Origin of the sequence: Desulfuromonas versatilis (assembly GCF_019704135.1) — a bacterium.
In the GTDB taxonomy this organism is placed as follows: Bacteria; Desulfobacterota; Desulfuromonadia; order Desulfuromonadales; family NIT-T3; genus Desulfuromonas_A; species Desulfuromonas_A versatilis.
Genome location: NZ_AP024355.1, coordinates 2,371,924 through 2,390,510 on the forward strand (window position 1 = coordinate 2,371,924; position 18,587 = coordinate 2,390,510).

Below are 18,587 nucleotides of genomic sequence, written 5' to 3' on the forward strand. Positions count from 1 at the left end.
GAATCCAGAATAAAGGTCGAACCCTGGTCGCAGACCAGGGCGTTTATTCCAGATTCCGGCTTCTGGCTTGGGAAATTGCGGGTGCTGGTGTCGGGCTTGTAATCAGATCGTGGTGAAAGGCGAGAGCGTCCAGATGACCTTGGCGTCGCCCTCGCCAATGTTGTCCCAGCGATGCGGCAGATGCGATTTGAAGGAGAGGCTGTCCCCGGGATTGAGGATGTGCTCTTCCCCGGCAATCGCCACCCGCAGGCGCCCTTCGAGAAGATAGATCAACTCGTCGCCGGGGTGGTACATGTTTTTGTCCCCGCTGGTGCCACCGGGGGGGACGGTGCAGTAAAAAGACATGAATTGCGGATCGCGCAGCCCCGAAGTGAAGGACTCGGTGTGCATGTTGCTCTCATCGTCATAGACGGTCTGATCACGGTTCCCGGGGGTGGAATAAACCACCTCGTGGGTGGTGCTGACCTCCTCGACGAAGTAGTTGATGCTCTTGTTGAAGACCGCGGCCAGTTTCATGAGGATCTGCACCGAGGGGATGGTCAGGCCTCGTTCGATCCGGGATATCATGTTCGACGAAACCTTGGACTTATCTGCAAGTTCCTGGATCGTCATATCGTTTTTCAAGCGGATGGCCTTGAGTTTCTTCCCGACAATCTTTTTGACTTTCATGGTTGTTCTCCTGGGCGCTGCGCGCTCCTGGCACTGTCATGATTACATTATAATAAGGGATCGGCCTACTGGGCGATGTAAGGTGCCGGCGAAACCACCCACAACACCAGGGTCTGGCCGTCGTGCAGATTTTTCCAGCGGTGCGGCAGGGATGCTTTGAAGGTCAGCGAATCGCCCTCGGCCAGCACGAAACGGTCGCCCTCGATGACGAATTCCATCTCGCCTTTCAGCACCAGGGCAAACTCTTCGCCGGTGTGAACCATCCCCCCCTCTCCGCTGCAGCAGCCTTCCTCGAGGGTATCGTAGAAAACCGTGAACCCCGGGTCGCGCAGCCCCTGGGTCAGGCTGGTGATCTGGTGCTTGTCCTCGAAGAAGAAGATCGGTTCTCCCTGCCCCTTGCGGGTATGCACGACGGTGGTCCCCTTCTCGGCCTCCTCGACGAAAAAGTTGATGCTCATGCCGAAAGCCCCGGCCAGTTTCATCAGAATCTCCACCGAGGGAACCGTCAGGCCTCGTTCGATGCGGGAGATCATGTTGGACGAAACCCGGGAACGCTCGGCGAGTTCCTGGATGGTCATGTCGTTTTTCAAACGCGTGGACTTCAGTTTTTTCCCGATCAACTGTTTAACCATGGAATCCCTGCCTTAGTATGAAATAGAATGTCGTTTTACCATCTTGAGTCGCCCCTGTCAATACGATATGAGATAAGGTCTCAACAAATGGTAGAGTCGCTAATCGACCCCATTGTCAACCACCCAGGGCGACAGGGTTGACAATTCCCTCGACATCCTTATAATCCGACATTCAGCGAGCAGCGCCGATTCCAAAGGAGACCGAAACCCGATGATGTCAAAAGCGAACCGACTGGCGGCCGCCGTTCTGGCCGGAGAGACTCCCAGCCTCGACGATGCCCTTTACATACTTGGAGCCCGTGGCGCCGAGTTGAGCTACCTGCTGGCCGGGGCCCACCTGATCCGCCAGCAAAGCTTCGGCGACCGGGTCGAGCTCTGTTCGATCATCAACGCCAAATCGGGGCGCTGCCCGGAAAATTGCACCTTCTGCGCCCAGTCGGCCCATCACAAGACCAGCGCCCCGGTTTATCCGCTGAAGAGTAAGGCGGAGATTCTCGAGGGGGCGCGCCGGGCCGAGGCCGAGGGGTCCCATTGCTACGGCATCGTCACCAGCGGCACCCGCCTGCGCCCTGGCGAGGAGTTGAACCAGGTCCTCGAGGCGATCCGGGAAATCCGCGCCAACACCGCCATCGAGCCTTCGGCTTCGCTGGGGATCCTCGATCCCGAGATCGCCGGGGCGCTGGCCGAGGCCGGTTGTGTCACCTACCACCACAACCTGGAGACCGCCCGCTCCTTTTTCCCCAGCATCTGCACCACCCACGACTACGAGCAGGACGTGGAAACGGTGCGCATCGCCAAGCAGGCCGGGATGAAAGTCTGCTGCGGCGGCATTTTCGGCCTCGGCGAATCGCTGGAACAGCGCGCCGAACTGGCCTTCACCATCCGCGAGCTGCAGGTCGATTCGGTGCCGCTGAATTTTCTCAACCCGGTTGCCGGCACCCCCCTGGAAGGCAAGCGCGACCTGGCCCCTCTTGACTGCCTGCGGATCATCGCCCTGTTCCGCTACCTGCTGCCCAGCACCCGCATCAGCGTCTGCGGCGGGCGCGAACCGAACCTGCGGGACTTCCAGTCCTGGATGTTCATGGCCGGGGCCAGCGGGACCATGGTCGGCAACTACCTGACCACCAGCGGCCGCGACCGTGACGCCGATCTGCAGATGTTCCGCGATGCCGAGGTGGAAATCGATGGCTGCTGCTGATCCGGTGGGCAAGGGGATTTTCGTCACCGGCACCGACACCGGGGTCGGCAAAACCCTGGTGACCGCGGCGCTGGCCCTGTTTTTGCGCCGGCGCGGGGTCGACGTCGGGGTGATGAAACCGGTGGAGAGCGGCGTCGATGAGCCCGCCGGACTGGGCCCCGACGCCCGCCTGCTGCAGTGGGCCGCGGCCAGCGAGGATGAGCCCGAACTGGTTTCGCCGGTGCGCCTCAAGGCCCCCCTGGCCCCCTCCACCGCCGCCAAGCTGGAGGGGGTGACCATCGAAATGGACAAGCTGGTGGCCGCCGCCCGCGAACTCGGCCGGCGCCACGAGTTCCTGCTCATCGAGGGGGCCGGCGGCCTGATGGTTCCCCTGGCCGGGGGACTGCTGATGGCGGACCTGGTCAGCGAGCTCGCCCTGCCCCTGCTGGTGGTGGCCCGGCCCAACCTCGGGACCATCAACCACACCCTGCTCACCACCTTCGCCGCCCAGGCCATGGGGATCTCCCTGGCCGGGTTCATGATCAACAACATGCCCGCCGACCCCGATGCGGCCTGCAAATCGGCCCCCGAGTCCCTGGTGACCCTGGCCTCGGCCGATCTGCTCGGGGTGCTCGACCAAGAACCAGGGGACGACCAAGAGAAGGTCACCGCCCTGGCCGACCAGATCGCCCTGCTCCATTCGCTCCCCTGGCTGCTCATGAAGTTCGAATTGCGCCGGCTGATCCAGCGCCCGGCCTGACCCGACGGATCGCCCTTATGGACAAAGCCGAGATTCTGCGCCTCGACCGCCGCCACGTCTGGCACCCCTGCACCCAGGAAAAAGACCACGAAGCCGCGCCCCCGATCCCCATCGCCCGCGGCGAAGGGGTGTTTCTGTTCGACGTGGACGGCAACCGCTACATCGACGGGGTCTCCTCCTGGTGGGTCAACATCTTCGGCCACAACCACCCGCGACTCAACGCCGCCCTGAGCCAGCAGGCCTCGCGGGTCGCCCACCATATTTTCGCCGGGTTCACCCACGAACCGGCGGTCGAGCTGGCCAGCCGGCTGGCGGCCCTGGCGCCCGGGGATTTGTCCAAGGTGTTTTTCACCGACAACGGTTCGGCGGCCGTGGAAGCGGCGCTGAAGATGAGCTTCCAGTACTGGCAGCAGGTCGGCCGCCCGAACAAGACCCGCTTCGTCTCCATCAGCGAGGCCTATCACGGCGAGACCGTCGGCGCCCTCAGCGTGGGAGGGTGCGACCTGTACCGCGACATTTACCGGCCGATCCTGCTCGAGGGATACCAGGTGGCCGGCCCCGACTGCTTCCGCTGCCCCTACGGGCTGCACCGCGACAGCTGCCAGGCCGAATGCTTCGCCGCCATGGAGCAGCTGGTGGAGCGGGAGCGGGAGCGGATCGCCGGGGTCATCATCGAGCCGCTCATTCAGGGCGCGGCGGGGATGCGCATCTACCCCCCGGTCTACCTGCGCAAGCTTCGCCAGCTCTGCGACCGATGCCAAGTGCACTACATCGCCGACGAGATCGCCGTCGCCTTCGGCCGCACCGGGCGCATGTTCGCCAACGAGCATGCCGGCGTCGCCCCCGACATGATGTGCCTGTCCAAGGGGATCACCGGCGGCTACATGCCTCTGGCGGTGGTATTGACCACAGAGGAGATCTACCAGGCGTTCTACGACGACTACGAGACGATGAAGACCTTCTTCCACTCCCATTCCTATTCGGGCAACCCCCTGGGCTGCGCCCTGGCGGTGGAGGTGCTGCGGATTTTCGAGCAGGAGCGGATTCTCGAGGGGCTGGCCCCGCGCATGGCGCTGCTGGACGAGTACGCCCCGCGCTTCGAGGCCCTGGAGCATGTGGGGGAATTTCGCCGCTGCGGCATGGTCGCCGCGGTGGAAATGGTGGAAAACAAGGCAGGAAAAATCGCCTACCCCTGGCAGCAGCGGCGCGGTTACCGCGTCTACCAGAGGGCTCTGAAAAAAGGGGCCCTGCTGCGGCCCCTGGGCAACGTCATCTACTTCATGCCGCCGCTGACCATCCCGGTGGCGACCCTGAGGGAACTGCTCGAGATCGCCTTGCAGACTATCGCGGAGGAAACGCAGAAGTTGGCTTAACCATTCCCCTCATCCGAATCTGCTCCCCTGGCAGGGGGACGTCGTACGAGGGGGATGGCGATCTCTCACAAGCCCACCGCCAGCAGAACCCCCAGAACCACCCCCGCGACCCCGAGACAAATCCAGTCCGAGCGCACCAGCCGCCTTACCCCCGGGTCCCTGGCCAGGGCCACCCCGAGAAAGGCCAGGGTGATCACCGGCAAGGCCGGGAGGAACACCCCCAACCCCTGGGCCAGCAAGACAGCCAGCAGCAGCCCCCCGGCGCCGGCCAGCAGGCCTGGCCGCCACGGGCCGGCTTCCACCTGGTCCAGGTCGAACCTGGCCGCCGCACAGGCCAGAAAGGCCACGGCGATCCAGTCCGCCACGCCGAAGACCGGAAGAGGAGCGGCAAGCCCGGGGACCGCAACCTTGACCAGCAGGTAATCCACCAGCGGCGCAGGCCCCCTGCGTCCTGCCCGGTAGTACTCGGCGATCCCCTCGGCAAAATAACGGGTCGGTCCGCGCAGCACGCTGTAGATATCCGCCAGGGCCATGACCACGCACACCGGCACGATCTCCGCGGCTCGCCTCAGCGTCCCCGCCAGCCAGGTCCCCAACACCAAGGCGAAGGCGAGCAGGTTGGCCGATCCCAGGGCGCTACGCCAGGGTTCGGCCCCTTCGGGCAGCAGAGCCAAAGCAACCCCCACCCCGAGCATCGCCAGCAGTGTCCCGGTTGGCAGGCGTCCCTGCTGCTCCCCTTCCATCCTATGCCCAGCGACATACCCCCCCGTAAGCCAACCGGCTAGCAGAACATGCGCCAGGCTGGCGAGGGTCCCGCCCAACCCCGTGGGAGCCTGGGCCGTCCCGTGAAATTGCGCCAGCCAGGTCAGGCCGCTCCAGCCGAGATAAACCCCGCCCAGCCAGAAAAATGGCGGAGGGCGACGTCCATCGCGGCGGGGGGATATAAAGAAAGGGAGTTTCACGGGCATCGGCTATCCGTTCGAGAGTTATGGAGACTTCACGAACGGAAGAAATGCAAAATCCAGACCCAGCCGATGATCAGCGCAGCGCCTCGGGAAAGAGGCAGGTCCTGCCCAGCAGGCATTTCATGTAGCCGAGCACCAGGTCGGCCTCCAGGCTCTCCCGGGGCAGTTGCAGGACCCAGTTCGGATCGTGCAGCAAATCGGCAAACTTGTCGCGGGTCAGGGCCGAATCGCTGCCATGCCGCCGGGCCAGGTCGTCGAGATGGCGCCGATAGCGCTCGCGAAGCTGGTCCGGGGCCAGCTTGCTGATCTCGCCCAGGACCCGGGAGACCTCGGCCGGCAAAGGGAGCTTGGAGCTTTCCAGCACCTCCCGCAGGTCGCGGGCGTAGCGCACCAGGCCCTCGTGGATGTGGTGCTCGTTGACCAGGTTGAGCTTCAGGGACCCGGCGGACAGCCACTTGAACCCGGCCACCCGCACCGAGTCGCCGAGTTGCTGAAAGACCAGGATCGAAAAGGAGTCGTACATGTAGGAGCGCACCCAACCGAGCCCCATGCGGGTGACGCCGTCGATGCCGGAATAGAAGTAGTCCCAGTCGTTGTCCCGCCCCAGCACCAGGCCCTGCTTGCCGACGCTGGACCGGTCGGCCTGCCGGGAAATGGAGATCAGCACCGGCCGCCCCTGGTAGCGCCACAGCACCATGGCCCGTTTCAGATCGTAGCTGAAGTAGGTTCCCGTGGAGAGGTTGGGGGTGATCTCCTCGTGCTCGACCCCGCGCACCACAAGAGGAGCTCCGGCGGAGTTTTTCAGGGCATCGGCCAACCCCGCCAGGCGGGACTCGCCCCCCTCGATTTCCACCCAGCGGGTCATCCGTACCGAGGAGGGCATCAGCGCATGGGCGGGAATCTCGGGGTTGAAGGCCAGGCGCAACACCTGCTCCAGGTCGGTGTGCAGATCGAATTGGTAAAAGGCCGAGGTCGTCCCCTTGCGCTTATCGGCCCGTAGGAGCCGCTTCGGATCCTGCGGTGCAGCGGCGAAGTCCAGAACCCCGGCGATTTTTTCCGGCACGAATTCGGCACCCCGGGCGGTAAGCCCGAGCAGGTGGTCGAATCCGGGGTGCAGGGCAGCCGGAATCTCTGCGATGGGCAGGTTCTGGGCGCCGGCCGTGCCGGCGGCGACCGCGAAAAAGGCGGCCAGGGCCAGGGTAAATACCGTTTTCAACATGGACTCCTCAGCATTATCCCCCCTGCCCGACCCGGCAAAAAGGCGGCTGCGCCAGCCGGCGCCGGCTTGACAGATCGGGCGGTTCGCGGTATCAAGGAAGACCCGTAAACGCCATCCCGAAAGGAATTTTACCCATGTTCCAGGCTTCCGAAAAGGACACCGTCAAGGTCCATTACACCGGCAGACTCGCCGACGGCACCGTCTTCGATACCTCCAGAGACAAAAAGCCCCTGCTTTTCATCCTGGGCAAGAAGGAAGTCATCCCGGGTTTCGAAGAAGCCGTGCTCGGCATGGTCAAGGGCGAAAACAAGACGGTTCGCATCCCCGCAGAGAATGCCTATGGTTCGCACCAGGCCGAATTGGTGGAAACCCTCGACCGCAGCCTGCTGCCGGAGAGCCTCGAGGTGCAGGTGGGCAGGCAGTTGGAAATCACCATGCAGGACGGCAACCTGCTGCGGGTGATGGTGACCGATCTGGACGAGAACACCATCACCCTCGACGGCAATCATCCCCTGGCCGGCAAAGAACTGACCTTCGACATCGAACTGCTGGAAGTCACCAGGGCCGCCCCCCGCTAGTGCCCCCTGCCTGGCGCAAGGGCCTCCCAGGGTGTTATGCTAAAATATGCCTTAAAAGCCCTGGGGAAAGGAGGCGAACCCATGCGGAACCAGGAATTCGAAAAACTCTGTTGCCAACTCAACGAGGGGGGAACCCTCTTCGTCGAGAACCTCGACTCGCGCTACACGGGCCGGGTGCTGGCCTGTTTCGAGAACGCCCTGGAGGTTGAAGCCTTCGGACACCGCTTCAACTGGCCCCCGGAGCGCTGTCGCCCGGCGAGCGGGGCCTCGCCCCTCGGCCCGCCTTCGAGCCACTGACCCGGGAACCTGGTGCCTGACTCAGCCGCGGGAGGGGGTCACTGACCTACCGGCAACCGCCCCCTCCCCTTTTTGCGTAATATTGCTGGTGGTACTCCTCGGCAGGCCAGAACTCCGCTGCCGGCACAACCTGGGTAACCACCGGCCGTCCGCCCGGATTTTTCCCCTCCAGCTGCCCCTTCGAGACCAGCGCCTGCTCCTGCTGCTCGGCATCATGAAAGAAGATGGCCGAGCGGTATTGACTGCCGATGTCGGGCCCCTGCCGGTTGAGTGTGGTCGGGTCGTGAATGTCCCAGAAAAACTGCAGCAACCGCTCGAAGCTGACCACTTCGGGGTCAAAGGTGACTTCCACCGCCTCGGCATGTCCCGTCCGCCCCGAACAGACGTCCTGGTAACTCGGCCGGGCAAGGCTTCCGCCGGTATAACCGACCCGGGTTCCCAACACCCCCTGCACCCTGCGAAACGCCTCCTCAACCCCCCAGAAACACCCTGCGGCGAAGGTGGCCTTCTGCGTCCTTTGGCTCATTGTCGACTCCCCTGTGCGTCCGATCCAGAGCGTTGCCGGAACCGGCTACGGTCCTATTATAGCCTACAAACTGCCTGAGGGTTGTGGGGTCGGGAAACGATGGGGTGGAACCGGCGGGATCACTCTTGGGCGCCCTGGCCGGGCTGCGGAGAATCCTGTGCGCTTTTTTCCCGGTGGATGAGATAGAGATTGCGGGTATAGATGAAAAACCCGGTGGATTGGCCGACGATGAAAACGAGATCCCGGCGGATAATGGCATAAATCAGAAGCAGGGAACTGCCGCCGAGGCTGAAGTACCAGAAGGCGACGGGGATGATGCTGCGGCGGTGCCTTTCCGAATGGATCCACTGGATGAAAAAGCGCATGAAAAAAAGAGCCTGCCCGCTGAATCCCAGGGTCAGGATGCCGATCTCCGCCTTAGACATGGCTTTGCCTTATTTTGAATTTTAGATGTTTGCGGATCATCCAGCGCACCGCCAGCACATCGAAGAAGCCCTCTATGCCCCGCTGCAGGTTGTTGTACTTGGAGACCCCGTGCATCCGGGCCCGGTGGTTGACCTTGACCTCCAGCACCCTCGCCCCCTCGAGCCGCATCAGGGTAGGCAGAAAGCGGTGCAGACCCCGAAACATCTTGATCCTGCGCACCATGTCGCCGTTCATGACCTTGAGCGAGCAGCCCGTATCGTGGATGGTTTCGCTGGTCATCAGGTTGCGAAAGCTGTTGCCGACCCGGCTCGCGAGTTTCTTGGAAAGCGTGTCCTGACGGGAATGCCGCCAGCCGGTAACCATTTCATAGTCCCCGTAATGATTCAGCATGGCCGGGATGTCCGCCGGGTCGTTCTGCAGATCGGCGTCCATAGTGATGACCACGTCCCCCGTGGTGTGCTGAAAACCCGCGTAGAGAGCCGCCGATTGGCCGCAGTTCGACTCGAAACCGAGAAAACGCACCCGCTGGTCCGCTTCGGCCAGCCGTCGCAGAACGGCCAGGCTGCCGTCGGAGCTGCAGTCGTCGACGAAACAGAACTCGTATGGCCAACCCAGTTTCCGGGCTATGTCGCTGACCTCCCGGTAGAGCGATTCGAGGTTGTCCTCTTCATTGTAGACGGGGATGACGAATGAAATTTTCTGCATGGTCCTACCTTTTGCTTGCTTCGAACGTACCGCCCTGCCCAAGCAGATAATACCCCAGGCGCATGCTGCGGAACTGGCCGAATTTAAGCAGCGCTTCGACGTAATCCGGCCGGGCGTTTCCCGGAAAATCGGGAAAGTGCGGCTGAACAAGGCGGATCAGATCGGCGGGAGGTTCAGGATGCCGGGTGGCGTCCCACACCACCAGCACCGGCTCAGGCAGGGCGAAGGGCGCCAGTTCGGGCACCGTCACCCTGCTGCCGGGAAACTGCAGGGCCAGGTTGCCGCCGGTCAAACGGTCGCCACCGGCGATCCCCCCGACGAAAACCCCGGCCGTCTTCAGCTCGCCGGCCAATTCGGCAAAGGGGTAGTTGAGCCGGTTGAATTTGCCGAGCTGCTGGGCGAAATAGGTCCTCCCTGGCAGCAGCACCAGGATCAAAACGGCCACGAGCATAGCGAAACCCGCCAGGTTGCGCAAAGCCCTGCGGCTGACCTCTCTGCCCCAGATCACCACCAGCAGAAGCGGGGCGAAGCTCAGCATGGGGAGCATCCAGCGGGGTTTGAATCCACTGACCTTAAAGCCTAGCGCCAGCACCAGGCAAATGGCAACCACATAAACGATGGTGCGGAGAAAAACTTTTCTCCAGGCAGCGCACCAGGCATCCGTACTGCCCGGATTCGAGCCCTGACGCCGAGCGATGAGAAACAGCGGCAACAGTGGTCCAAGAAACAGCAGCACCGCCGACGCCACCCTGCCAACCCCCTTGAAGCGGGGAGCCCAGAACCCTTCAATCCAGTTCATCCCCAGGCTGTCGACCTGGCTGCCCAATGCCGCGCCATGGGTCGCCATCCACAGCAGGTGCCCGCCGCTCACCAGCAGAAAGCCGCCTGCAGCCCAGCCCATCCGCCGGTGCAGCAGCCGGGTGCGGAAATCGTCCACCGCCAGGCAGGCGCCGAGAAACGCCCCGAGAAACAGCAGGTAATTGTACTTGCTCAGCATCCCCAGGCCCGCCACCAGGCCGAAGACCAGGTACTCCCGGGACGCGGCACGCCGCATCAGCCGGGCGGCCTGCCAGGTGGTCGCAATGGACAGGGCGGTCACCAGCACCGAATGGGTCAGGTCCCGCTGTGCTTCCCAGACCAGTTCCGGCAGCAGCACCAGCGCCAAGGTGGCAAAGGCGGCGCTGCGGCCGCTTCCCGTGATCTCCTTTGCAGCCAGCCAGGTCAGGGCGAAAATGCTGAAAAGCAGCAGGTTCTTCACCAGGGACAGCCCCAGGACCCCCTTGCCGGTCAGGGTGAAAACCCCGGCCTGCAGCCAGGTATAGAGGGGCGGCTGAGAGCCGTACCCCCAGCGAAGCTCCTGGCTGAGAATGATCTGTTCCGCTTCGTCCAGTTGCAGACTGTCCGAGACCAGAAGCCGCAGGGTCAATTGCAGCACAAAATAGGTCCCCAGGCAGAAGAACAGCCTCTTCGTCAGGTTTGAGCTATCCGAATTCGCTCTCAAAGCGCTGCCATCCCCCCATTGGGAAAAATTTGAATCTGCATCGAATTCCCCTGTAAATCAAGGGACAACTTTGCCGCCGGTATGTTAGCGAATGATTTGGGCGGGGATTTTTTACGCCGGGAGCAGCGGGAAAAACCTCGGGTAAGGCGAAGCATGGCCATTACCGGCAGGGTGAGCGGGGGAAATCCAGCCCGAGGGTCTGAACGAACTGCTGCACCAGGCGGTAGGTGATGCCCCAGAGGACCGGCCTTCCCGGTCCGAGCAGATCGATAGCCAGCACCTTGCGGCTCTGCCCGCCCCAGGGGATGTCCGCCAGGGCGTGCCTGGCCGGGTCGAGCAGTTTATCCAGGGGGAACCAGAAGGCCTGGTTGACCTCGTGATTGCAGCGCAGGGGGGCCGGCCGTGCCAGGTGATAGACGAAGCAGGATACCAGCACCGGCAGATAGGCCCCGGTAATGTCGTCGAGGCGACCGAGAAATTCGGCACCAGCCAACTCCAGGCCGACCTCTTCGCGGGCTTCCCTTTCGGCGGCCAGCCGCGGCGCATGGTCCTGGGGGTCGATCTTGCCCCCGGGAAAGGCCAGGTTGCCCGACCAGGGATCACGGGGATGGCTGGAGCGTTGAATGAACAGCAGCTGCAGCGCGTCGGCCGGGCCGCGCAGGACCAGGGCTACCGCGGCGTGCCTGCGGTCGAGTTCCGACTGCAGACGGGGCTGGCGCTCGGCAAGGGTGTCGCGAATGTCGGCAAGCTGAAACATCGGAACCTTCCTCGGTTGAAGGAGCTGGCACAGTCTGCCCCATCCGTTGCGTGAAGGCAAGAGAGGCTTCGGGGGAGCTTCTCAGCGGCGGAACCTGCGGTAAACGAACAGCAGCAGCAAGGCTCCCCCGGTGGCGATCCCGATGCTCCCCAAGTTGAACCCGGTGACACTGCCCAGCCCCAGTCGGGTGGCAAGGAAACCGCCGACGAAGGCCCCGGCGATGCCCAGGAGTATGGTCACCACCAGGCCGCCCGGGTCGTTTCCGGGCATGATGAACTTAGCCAGGGCGCCCACCAGCAGCCCCATGATGATCCAGGACAGGATACCCATTTTACCTCTCCGCGCAGATTGGTTGCCGGTTGTTGTCTTCCTGCCATTTTACCGCAACCGGCCCCGATTGTATTACCCGCCTTGCGCTGGCCGCACCACCGGCAAAGTTTCCTCGGCCCCAAAACGAGACACCCCGCCCGGCAGCAGGCCCGGGCGGGGTGTCTCGTTGTTTCGGCTGGGACACCGGGTTCAGTCGATACCGACGAAAACCTTGATGTACTGCAGCCGCTCGTAGCTTTCGGGTTTGTCGCTGTGGGCCTGGCTCAACCGGCCGCGGAAGGCTCCGAGGGTGGCGAATTTGTGGGCGTCCATCCAGGCGCCGATCTCCTCGAGCATCTTGCCGATCTGCCCAAAGCCGTTTTTATAGAGGGTCGAACAGACCTGTACTACCGTGGCCCCGGCCAGTATCTGCTTGATCGCTCCCCTGCCGTCGTGGATCCCGGTGGTGGCGGCCAGGTCGCAATCCACCTTTCCGGACAACAGCAGCATCCAGCGCAGCGCGGTGTGGATTTCGGCCGGGGTGCTGTGGGGGTTGCCGGGCACCAGCTTCATCTTGTCGATATCGATATCAAGCTGGTAGAAGCGGTTGAACAGCACCAGGGCATCGGCCCCCTGCCAGATGACCTCCTTTTTGATCTCCCCCGGCCCGCACCAGCCGACGGTGAAATCGGGCCCCTTGATGCGGTCGGCGCTGAGCTTCTGGGCCAAATTGGCAAAGGATGAGAAGTACGGCCCCAGTTTGACGGCCACCGGGATTTTTACCCGGGATTTCACCTCGTGGAATATCCGCAGGTGCAGCTCTTCGACGGCCGCCCCGGTCTGTTTTTCCTGGTTGGGCAGCACCCCGATGTTCAACTCGATGGCGTCGGCGCCGGCGCTCTCCAACTGGTGGGCGTAATCGGACCAGCGTTCGTTGGAGAAGCAGTTGAGGCTGGGAATGATCGGCACGTCGACCGCCTTTTTGGCATCCCTGACCAGCTGCAGGTAATCGCGGGGACCCAGTTCCATCCCGTAGCCCTGCAGGTATTCGGAGGCTTCGCCGTGCCCGGCATACTCGGCGTACTCACTCAGCGCGCCGATCTCGGCGGCGATCTGCTCCTCGAAGAGCGATTTCAGCACGATGGCCCCGGCACCGGCCGCGGCGCATTTCTTTACACCCTCCAGCGATCCGGTCAGGCTGCTGCTGGCGGCGATGATGGGGTTGCGCAACGCGAGCCCCATATAGTTTGTAGAAAGATCTGCCATTCGCTTCCCCCTTTTGAATTTGACCTACAAATGCCTTAAACCGCTCCTCTTGTCAACCCGGGAATGCTCCCGTCTCAGCCCGGCGGACCATCGCGAAAGTCGGCAATCCCGCTGTTGAAAATCCAGGGACTGCCGGATAGGGCTACTGGGCCGAATCGGCTTTTTTTTCAATCCAGCGCCTTGAGGCTTTCGGTTTTCCAGTAAAATTAGTATATTCCTCTGACCCGCCCGATAGGTATCCTGGCGGTCAGGGACGCCCCGCTGCCCCAAATACTACCTCAAGGAGGAAACCCCATGGAGTTTGACGTATATTGCCCCCCCCCAACCTCGAAGGAGATCGACACTCAGCGCACCCGTTACAAAGCGCAGCGTAAAAATGCGCGGTTCTTTTCCGTGCTGCTGGTCGCTGCCTGGGGGGTCGGGATGGGTTTTCTCTGGAAGCTGAACTTCGCTCCGCAGAACATTATCTTCGGCATTGCCGGCGGGATGGTGGCCTTGACGGCCATCTCCCTGGTCCTGGGCGGGTTCCGCGCCGCGGTTGCGGCGGCCGCCTCCATGGTGGCGGCGCTGGCCTCGACCGCGGCGGTGGTGGCGGTCATCACCTACCGCAACGATCTTCCCATCGCGGTGTATGCCGGGCTCGGCGGAGGCTTTCTGCTGGGCAGTCTGTGCATGCTGGTCGGCAGCCGGCTGCACGCCGCCCAGAGAGAGCTGCGCCTGCTCAAGCCGGTTCCGGTCAAGAAGAAGGTTTACGGCGAGGTTGTCGAGCTGAGCAAGAAGCACCCGGTCATCGAGGCGTACCTGTCCAAGGTGACCATGGTCGACCGGCCCCTGATCAAAGGGGAGGTCGCGGCGATGAAAGCCTGGGCCGCCAGGGCGTCGAGGATGTCCGCCGCCGCTGCCGTCCCCGCGGAACCGGAAAAACCCGCTGCCCCGGAAGAGACGACGCCGGCGGGGAGTACGCCGGAGCCCGAAGCGGCTCAAACCACACCCTCGGTCATCGAGTTGCCCGGCCCCGAGCCTGAGCCGCACGAAGCCGGGCCTGACGATTCGGCCAAGCCTGAAGCCGGCGAGGTTGTCGAGGGAGAAATTCTCCCCGAGGAGAAAAAGGCGACTCCCGCCGAACCCTCCGAGCAGCAAAAGGTGCAGTGATCCAGTAAAACGAAGGGCAGGCCTGATCGGCCTGCCCTTCGTTTTTTTGCAGTACCTCACCTGCCCGTTCGGGTCAGGCAAGCGTCTTTTCCTCAATCCCTATCTCGGTACCAGCTGCGATAACGATCCCCGGAATACCGGTAAGAGGATGAGCGCTCCTCGTCCTCCGAATCGTCATCCTCAGAGTCGTCATCCCTGGAGATATCATAGGAGGTGCTGTAGGCCGTGTTGCTTTTTCTGATCCGCTTCCAATCGTAGTCGAGCCTGCGGCATTCGGGAGCCCGCCGGCAATCCCGATCGCGGCAGTCCTCACGCCCGTCACCGTCATCATCGATCCCGTTGTTGCAGATCTCCGCGGCCTGGTTGCCGGCACAGAGGTTGAAGGTTCCGCACTCGGGGTCCTGGCAGTCGACCTTCCCGTCCCCGTCGTCATCTTGGCCATTGTCACAGATCTCGATGCTGCAGGCCGGGGTCCCCTGGCAGTCGCTGTCGGCGCAGTCTTTCAGCCCGTCGCGGTCGTCATCAATGCCGTTGGTGCAGTTTTCGGCTTTGCCGCAGCCGGGCTGGAAAAAGCAGTCGGAATCGGCGCAGTCGATCCGGCCGTCGCGGTCGTCATCGATGCCGTTGTAGCAGATTTCCGGATCGATCACCGTGGCGCAGACCGGGTCGGCATTGCACTCGCTGTCCGCGCAGTCCACCAGCCCGTCGCCATCATCATCCACCCCGTTGTTGCAGACCTCGGGAACGCTGATCACGCAGGCCGGGTTCCCCAGGCAGTCCGAATCGGCGCAGTCGGTGAGCAGGTCGCCGTCATCGTCCAGGCCGTTGTTGCAGATCTCCGGCAAGGGCACGACGATGCAGGCCGGATCGGCCGTGCAGTCGCTGTCGTCGCAGTCGGCCAGCCCGTCACCGTCATCGTCCAAACCGTTGCTGCACATTTCGGGCTGGGGTTCGGGGATGCAGGCCGGGTCTCCGTTGCAGTCGCTGTCCAGGCAATCGGTCAAGCCGTCGTTGTCGTCGTCAATGCCGTTGAAGCAGATTTCCGGTTCGCTGGTCGCGCAGGCCGCGCTGCCGGCACAATCGCTGTCGGCGCAGTCGATTTGCCCGTCACCGTCGTTGTCAGCCTGGTCGGTGCAGATTTCCGGGCCCAGGGCCGTAAGCACCAAGTCGAGAATCGTCGCCTGTCCGCCGCTCAGGGAAACCGGCAGGGCACTGCTGCTGAAGCCGCTCTTTGCCGCGGTAACCACATAGGGGCCCGCGGGAATCGCCGAGAGCAGGTAGGTGCCATCGGCTGCGCTCAATGTACTGTGGCCGCCGGCGTCGGTGGAAACGCTCGCTCCGGAAATGGGGTTGCCGCCCTGGTCAAGGACGCTCCCCGAAATCGTGCCGGTGGTAGGCAGTGCGGTGAGAACAAAGCCGATGCTGGAAACCTGCCCGGCAACCACGTTCAGGGATCGGGATACGGTGCTGAAGCCCGTCTTGCTGGCGACCAGTTCGAGGGCCCCCGCGGGGACGCCGTCGATCTGAAAGGCTCCCTGGCTGGTGGTCGTGGTGGAAAAACTGCCGTCCGCGGCAGCGACCCGCGCGCCTCCAAGCCCGGAGCCGTCGCTTGCGGACACGGAACCGGTGATGCTCCCCGTGGTCACCGGGGGGGTCTCGACGCAAGGCCGGTCCAGAGTGGGGACGAAGGTGTTGGTGACCGGATCGACCTCGACCGAGTGGCAGCTGAAACAGTCGAAGGTGCCGGTGTTCACCAGCAGGTGGTGACGGTCGGCCAGAGAGCCGGTGTGGCAGACTTTGCAGTCGCGCACGACCCGGGGTTCGAACAGCGAGGTGGCGCTGTTAAGAACCATTTCGTGGCAATCGAGACATTCGAGATTGCTGGTGGGCACCAGCAGGTGATGGCGGTCGGCCAGGGTGTCGCCGTGGCAGCAGCGACAATCGGCCTCGGTGAGCGGGTCCAGTGCCAGGGCGTCATTGAAACCGCCCATGACCCCCAGAAAGACCGCAAAAAAGACAAAAAACTTCCCCCAACTCCCCAAATTCATTTCCCCCTCCAACGCTTTTATTCATTTTCCCGAGCAAAGAAAATTCTGCCCGGGCCGGTCCCCTACCCTAATAATTTCAGGCCTTGCCTGTCAACCATTAATTAGACCCAACATCGACCCGCAGCCTGCCCCGGCACCCACCTCCGTCCGCAAGGATGCCGGTTTTTCCCCCTTTTCCCGCGGGAATTGCTACGATCCGAGCCGGCAGCTGCGGTGGTCGTCCGCCACGGCGTAGTAACGCGCCTCGATCAGGTTGTTCTCCGGGTCGCGGAAGTAGAGAGAAATCCCTGTTCCATGGGCCCCCCAGCGTTTTACCGGGCCGGCTTCGATGGGCGTTGCGGCTTTTTCCAGCCTTTCTCTGAGTCCTTCCCAGGCCTCCCGGCTCATCCCCAGGCAGAAATGGTTCAGGTGGGCTCCACAAGGACCGGGCACGGCAGTATTCTTCCAGAGGGCCTCGGGGAAAAGATCGATGATGGTATCCGCGTTCAGCCGCACCGAGGGGAACGGGACCTCGCCGGCCCGGAAGGCGCTCAGCCGTTCGGCCGGCATCTCGAGGATTCCGGTGTAGAACTCGAGCATGGCATCCATGTCGGTCACGTTGAGCACGATATGATCCATCAGGCATTCCATCCAGACCTCCCTTCGTTGAAAATGTCTCAGTCCCGGCCGCGGCCCCGTCCGCTGTCCCGGGCCTTGCCTACTGCCCGCCGAAAAGCGGCAGCGGCTGGCCGTTCACCGCCAGTTCGCCACGGTTGAAGGTGGCGCTGGTCTTGATCTGCCCGCCCTCGCGCAGGATGAAGTTCTGCGCCACCAGCGCTTCCAGCTGTCCGTTCAGCTGCTGCTCGGCCAGCGCGGCAATCTCTTCGTCACTGTAGGGGGGAACCTGCCCCTGCTCGATGGCCGCGCGCAGGTTGTCCTTTACCGCCGCGGCCATCACGGCACCGATCAGCCCTTCCGCCACCGAGACCCTGGCAGCGGCCTCGAGGTGCTCCAGCAGGGCGGCCGGGTTATCCAGGGTCAGCCCCTGCCCACCGGCCAATTTTACCTGAACATTCCCGTCAAAGTCGCCCATGGGGGTAGAAAAGTGAAGTTTGCGGATGTTCAGTTCGGGATTGCCCGTCACCAGCTTTTCCACCAACCGGCCGTACAGGGGGATAACCTGGGCCGCCAATTCGTCGGGATTGAAGTTATCCGCGTTGCGGTAAACCTCCCGGGCGTCCCCCTGAAATCCGGCAAGCGCATCGCAGTCGAGGTTGCTTACTTCCACCTCGCAGACCCCGGGACCGTAGGTTTTCCCTTCCACGGTCAACCCGGCAAACTGCATGCTCTGGACATAACGGATCAGCTTGCCGTCGCTGCTGCTTTCGGTAACGACCTCGAAACCCTCCATCCGCACCGTTTTCCGCGGGCCGCCCTCGTGCTCGGGAAGGCTCATCTCCATGCTGCCGAAGGTGGCCTTGTTGGTGCCGACATAAAGCAGCGGCCGCGTCTCGGTCAGGTCAAATTGGCCGCGGAAGCCATCCCAGGTGAAGTCCACGTCGGCCTCCTGCAGTTCCACCTTGGGCAGGTCGAAGCTGCCGACCAGGGTTTTCATCCCCGGGGCGGAATCCATTTCGAACCGGAACCCTCCCCAGGTGAAATGGCCCTCTTCGGTCATCTCCTGGAAGGCGGGGAGCTCGATCCGGCTGTTCATCGAGCCGTCGAGGTTGACCCGGACAAAGGCGAAGGGCTCGGCCAGTTCCGGGACTTTGGCAAGCACCCGGGCAAATTCCCCGGAATCGGGCACGACACTGACCAGGCGGGTCTCCACCTGGGCCAGGGCCGGGGAGAGGGTCAGGGGGCCATGACGCAGGGTATGCCTGAAGACCAGGGTCACCGGCTCGGTCGGCTCCTGCTGGTCCTCCACCGACGGCAGGGTGAATTCGACGAGGGTTTCCGCCTCGGAGCTCAGCAGCCCCCGCTGGTAGTCTTTTCCGCTCAGGGTGACCGGTCCCAGCTGCGCGTACTGCTGCAGCAGGTTCTCGTAGCGCTCCTGTGCCTGGCCGCCGATGTAGTAGGTGGCCCCGGCCCAACCTGCACAGAGCACCGCCAGGATCAGGATCACAATTGTCAGTTTTTTCATGCCGCCTCCTTGGTCATTGAAGAGAATGGTTGCAGATCATAGGGCTCAGTAAAACCGAGGGGATCGCCGAAATTCTATAAAGGCCGGGATTCCATGGCCGACCCC

The 18,587-nt window shown here is 63.0% G+C and carries 20 protein-coding genes; 6 read left to right on the top strand and 14 right to left on the bottom strand.

Going from position 1 to position 18,587, the window contains the following annotated elements; translation table 11 throughout:
* Positions 1-102 precede the first annotated feature (102 nt).
* Positions 103-669 (bottom strand): helix-turn-helix domain-containing protein, encoded by a 567-nt coding sequence (locus DESUT3_RS10640; RefSeq protein WP_221248458.1) that lies wholly within the window; start codon positions 667-669, stop codon positions 103-105.
* 65 nt (positions 670-734) lie between these two features.
* On the bottom strand, positions 735-1,301 hold the full coding sequence (locus DESUT3_RS10645) for a helix-turn-helix domain-containing protein (protein ID WP_221248459.1): 567 nt from the start codon (positions 1,299-1,301) through the stop codon (positions 735-737).
* A 211-nt stretch (positions 1,302-1,512) separates the two neighbouring features.
* On the opposite strand from DESUT3_RS10645, the gene bioB reads away from it, so the two are divergent.
* From bioB to bioA, 3 genes are read left to right on the top strand one after another with little or no spacing between them, the layout of a single operon-like run.
* Positions 1,513-2,499, top strand: coding sequence for a biotin synthase BioB (gene bioB, locus DESUT3_RS10650; RefSeq protein WP_221248460.1), 987 nt, complete (start codon positions 1,513-1,515; stop codon positions 2,497-2,499).
* A complete protein-coding gene (bioD, locus tag DESUT3_RS10655; protein WP_221248461.1) occupies positions 2,486-3,238 on the top strand; it encodes a dethiobiotin synthase in 753 nt (250 codons plus the stop codon). The genes bioB and bioD overlap by 14 nt, the downstream gene beginning before the upstream one ends.
* 17 nt (positions 3,239-3,255) lie before the next feature.
* Positions 3,256-4,611 carry an adenosylmethionine--8-amino-7-oxononanoate transaminase gene (bioA, locus tag DESUT3_RS10660; protein WP_221248462.1) on the top strand — a complete coding sequence of 452 codons (1,356 nt, stop codon included), beginning with the start codon at positions 3,256-3,258 and terminating at the stop codon, positions 4,609-4,611.
* Positions 4,612-4,676: 65 nt separating this feature from the next.
* Here the strand turns inward: bioA and DESUT3_RS10665 are convergent, their stop codons facing one another.
* Positions 4,677-5,579: a hypothetical protein gene (locus tag DESUT3_RS10665; RefSeq protein WP_221248463.1), complete on the bottom strand. Its 903-nt coding sequence runs from the start codon at positions 5,577-5,579 to the stop codon at positions 4,677-4,679.
* Between the two features lie 70 nt (positions 5,580-5,649).
* Positions 5,650-6,795: a hypothetical protein gene (locus DESUT3_RS10670; protein WP_221248464.1), complete on the bottom strand. Its 1,146-nt coding sequence runs from the start codon at positions 6,793-6,795 to the stop codon at positions 5,650-5,652.
* A 134-nt stretch (positions 6,796-6,929) separates the two neighbouring features.
* Here DESUT3_RS10670 and DESUT3_RS10675 point away from each other — a divergent pair, with 134 nt between their 5' ends.
* A complete protein-coding gene (locus DESUT3_RS10675) occupies positions 6,930-7,373 on the top strand; it encodes an FKBP-type peptidyl-prolyl cis-trans isomerase (protein WP_221248465.1) in 444 nt (147 codons plus the stop codon).
* Between the two features lie 81 nt (positions 7,374-7,454).
* Entirely contained in the window at positions 7,455-7,670 is a 216-nt protein-coding gene (locus tag DESUT3_RS10680; RefSeq protein ID WP_221248466.1) for a hypothetical protein, read from the top strand.
* 46 nt (positions 7,671-7,716) lie between these two features.
* On the opposite strand, the gene msrA is transcribed toward DESUT3_RS10680, so the two are convergent.
* From msrA to DESUT3_RS10715, 7 genes are all read right to left on the bottom strand, one after another.
* On the bottom strand, positions 7,717-8,196 hold the full coding sequence (gene msrA, locus DESUT3_RS10685) for a peptide-methionine (S)-S-oxide reductase MsrA (protein ID WP_221248467.1): 480 nt from the start codon (positions 8,194-8,196) through the stop codon (positions 7,717-7,719).
* 119 nt (positions 8,197-8,315) lie between these two features.
* Entirely contained in the window at positions 8,316-8,621 is a 306-nt protein-coding gene (locus DESUT3_RS10690) for a lipid-A-disaccharide synthase N-terminal domain-containing protein (RefSeq protein ID WP_221248468.1), read from the bottom strand.
* Positions 8,614-9,327 (bottom strand): glycosyltransferase family 2 protein, encoded by a 714-nt coding sequence (locus DESUT3_RS10695; protein ID WP_221248469.1) that lies wholly within the window; start codon positions 9,325-9,327, stop codon positions 8,614-8,616. Before DESUT3_RS10695 ends, DESUT3_RS10690 begins: the two co-directional genes overlap by 8 nt.
* 4 nt (positions 9,328-9,331) lie before the next feature.
* Positions 9,332-10,762: an ArnT family glycosyltransferase gene (locus tag DESUT3_RS10700; protein ID WP_221248470.1), complete on the bottom strand. Its 1,431-nt coding sequence runs from the start codon at positions 10,760-10,762 to the stop codon at positions 9,332-9,334.
* A gap of 226 nt (positions 10,763-10,988) precedes the next feature.
* Positions 10,989-11,585 (bottom strand): NUDIX hydrolase, encoded by a 597-nt coding sequence (locus DESUT3_RS10705; RefSeq protein WP_221248471.1) that lies wholly within the window; start codon positions 11,583-11,585, stop codon positions 10,989-10,991.
* 81 nt (positions 11,586-11,666) lie between these two features.
* Complete coding sequence (locus DESUT3_RS10710) at positions 11,667-11,915, bottom strand: GlsB/YeaQ/YmgE family stress response membrane protein (protein WP_221248472.1); 249 nt, start codon at positions 11,913-11,915, stop codon at positions 11,667-11,669.
* Positions 11,916-12,104: 189 nt separating this feature from the next.
* Entirely contained in the window at positions 12,105-13,160 is a 1,056-nt protein-coding gene (locus DESUT3_RS10715; RefSeq protein ID WP_221248473.1) for a dihydroorotate dehydrogenase-like protein, read from the bottom strand.
* Positions 13,161-13,454: 294 nt separating this feature from the next.
* Between DESUT3_RS10715 and DESUT3_RS10720 the strand changes: the two genes are divergently transcribed.
* Complete coding sequence (locus DESUT3_RS10720; RefSeq protein ID WP_221248474.1) at positions 13,455-14,312, top strand: hypothetical protein; 858 nt, start codon at positions 13,455-13,457, stop codon at positions 14,310-14,312.
* Positions 14,313-14,404: 92 nt separating this feature from the next.
* Here the strand turns inward: DESUT3_RS10720 and DESUT3_RS10725 are convergent, their stop codons facing one another.
* The 3 genes from DESUT3_RS10725 to DESUT3_RS10735 form a co-directional block, all read right to left on the bottom strand.
* Positions 14,405-16,360 (bottom strand): carboxypeptidase-like regulatory domain-containing protein, encoded by a 1,956-nt coding sequence (locus tag DESUT3_RS10725; protein ID WP_221248475.1) that lies wholly within the window; start codon positions 16,358-16,360, stop codon positions 14,405-14,407.
* Positions 16,361-16,549: 189 nt separating this feature from the next.
* The gene (locus DESUT3_RS10730; RefSeq protein ID WP_221248476.1) at positions 16,550-16,990 is read right to left on the bottom strand and encodes a VOC family protein; all 441 of its coding nucleotides are present in this window, start codon (positions 16,988-16,990) and stop codon (positions 16,550-16,552) included.
* Between the two features lie 67 nt (positions 16,991-17,057).
* A complete protein-coding gene (locus tag DESUT3_RS10735; RefSeq protein ID WP_221248477.1) occupies positions 17,058-18,482 on the bottom strand; it encodes a YdgA family protein in 1,425 nt (474 codons plus the stop codon).
* Between the last annotated feature and the right edge of the window lie 105 nt (positions 18,483-18,587).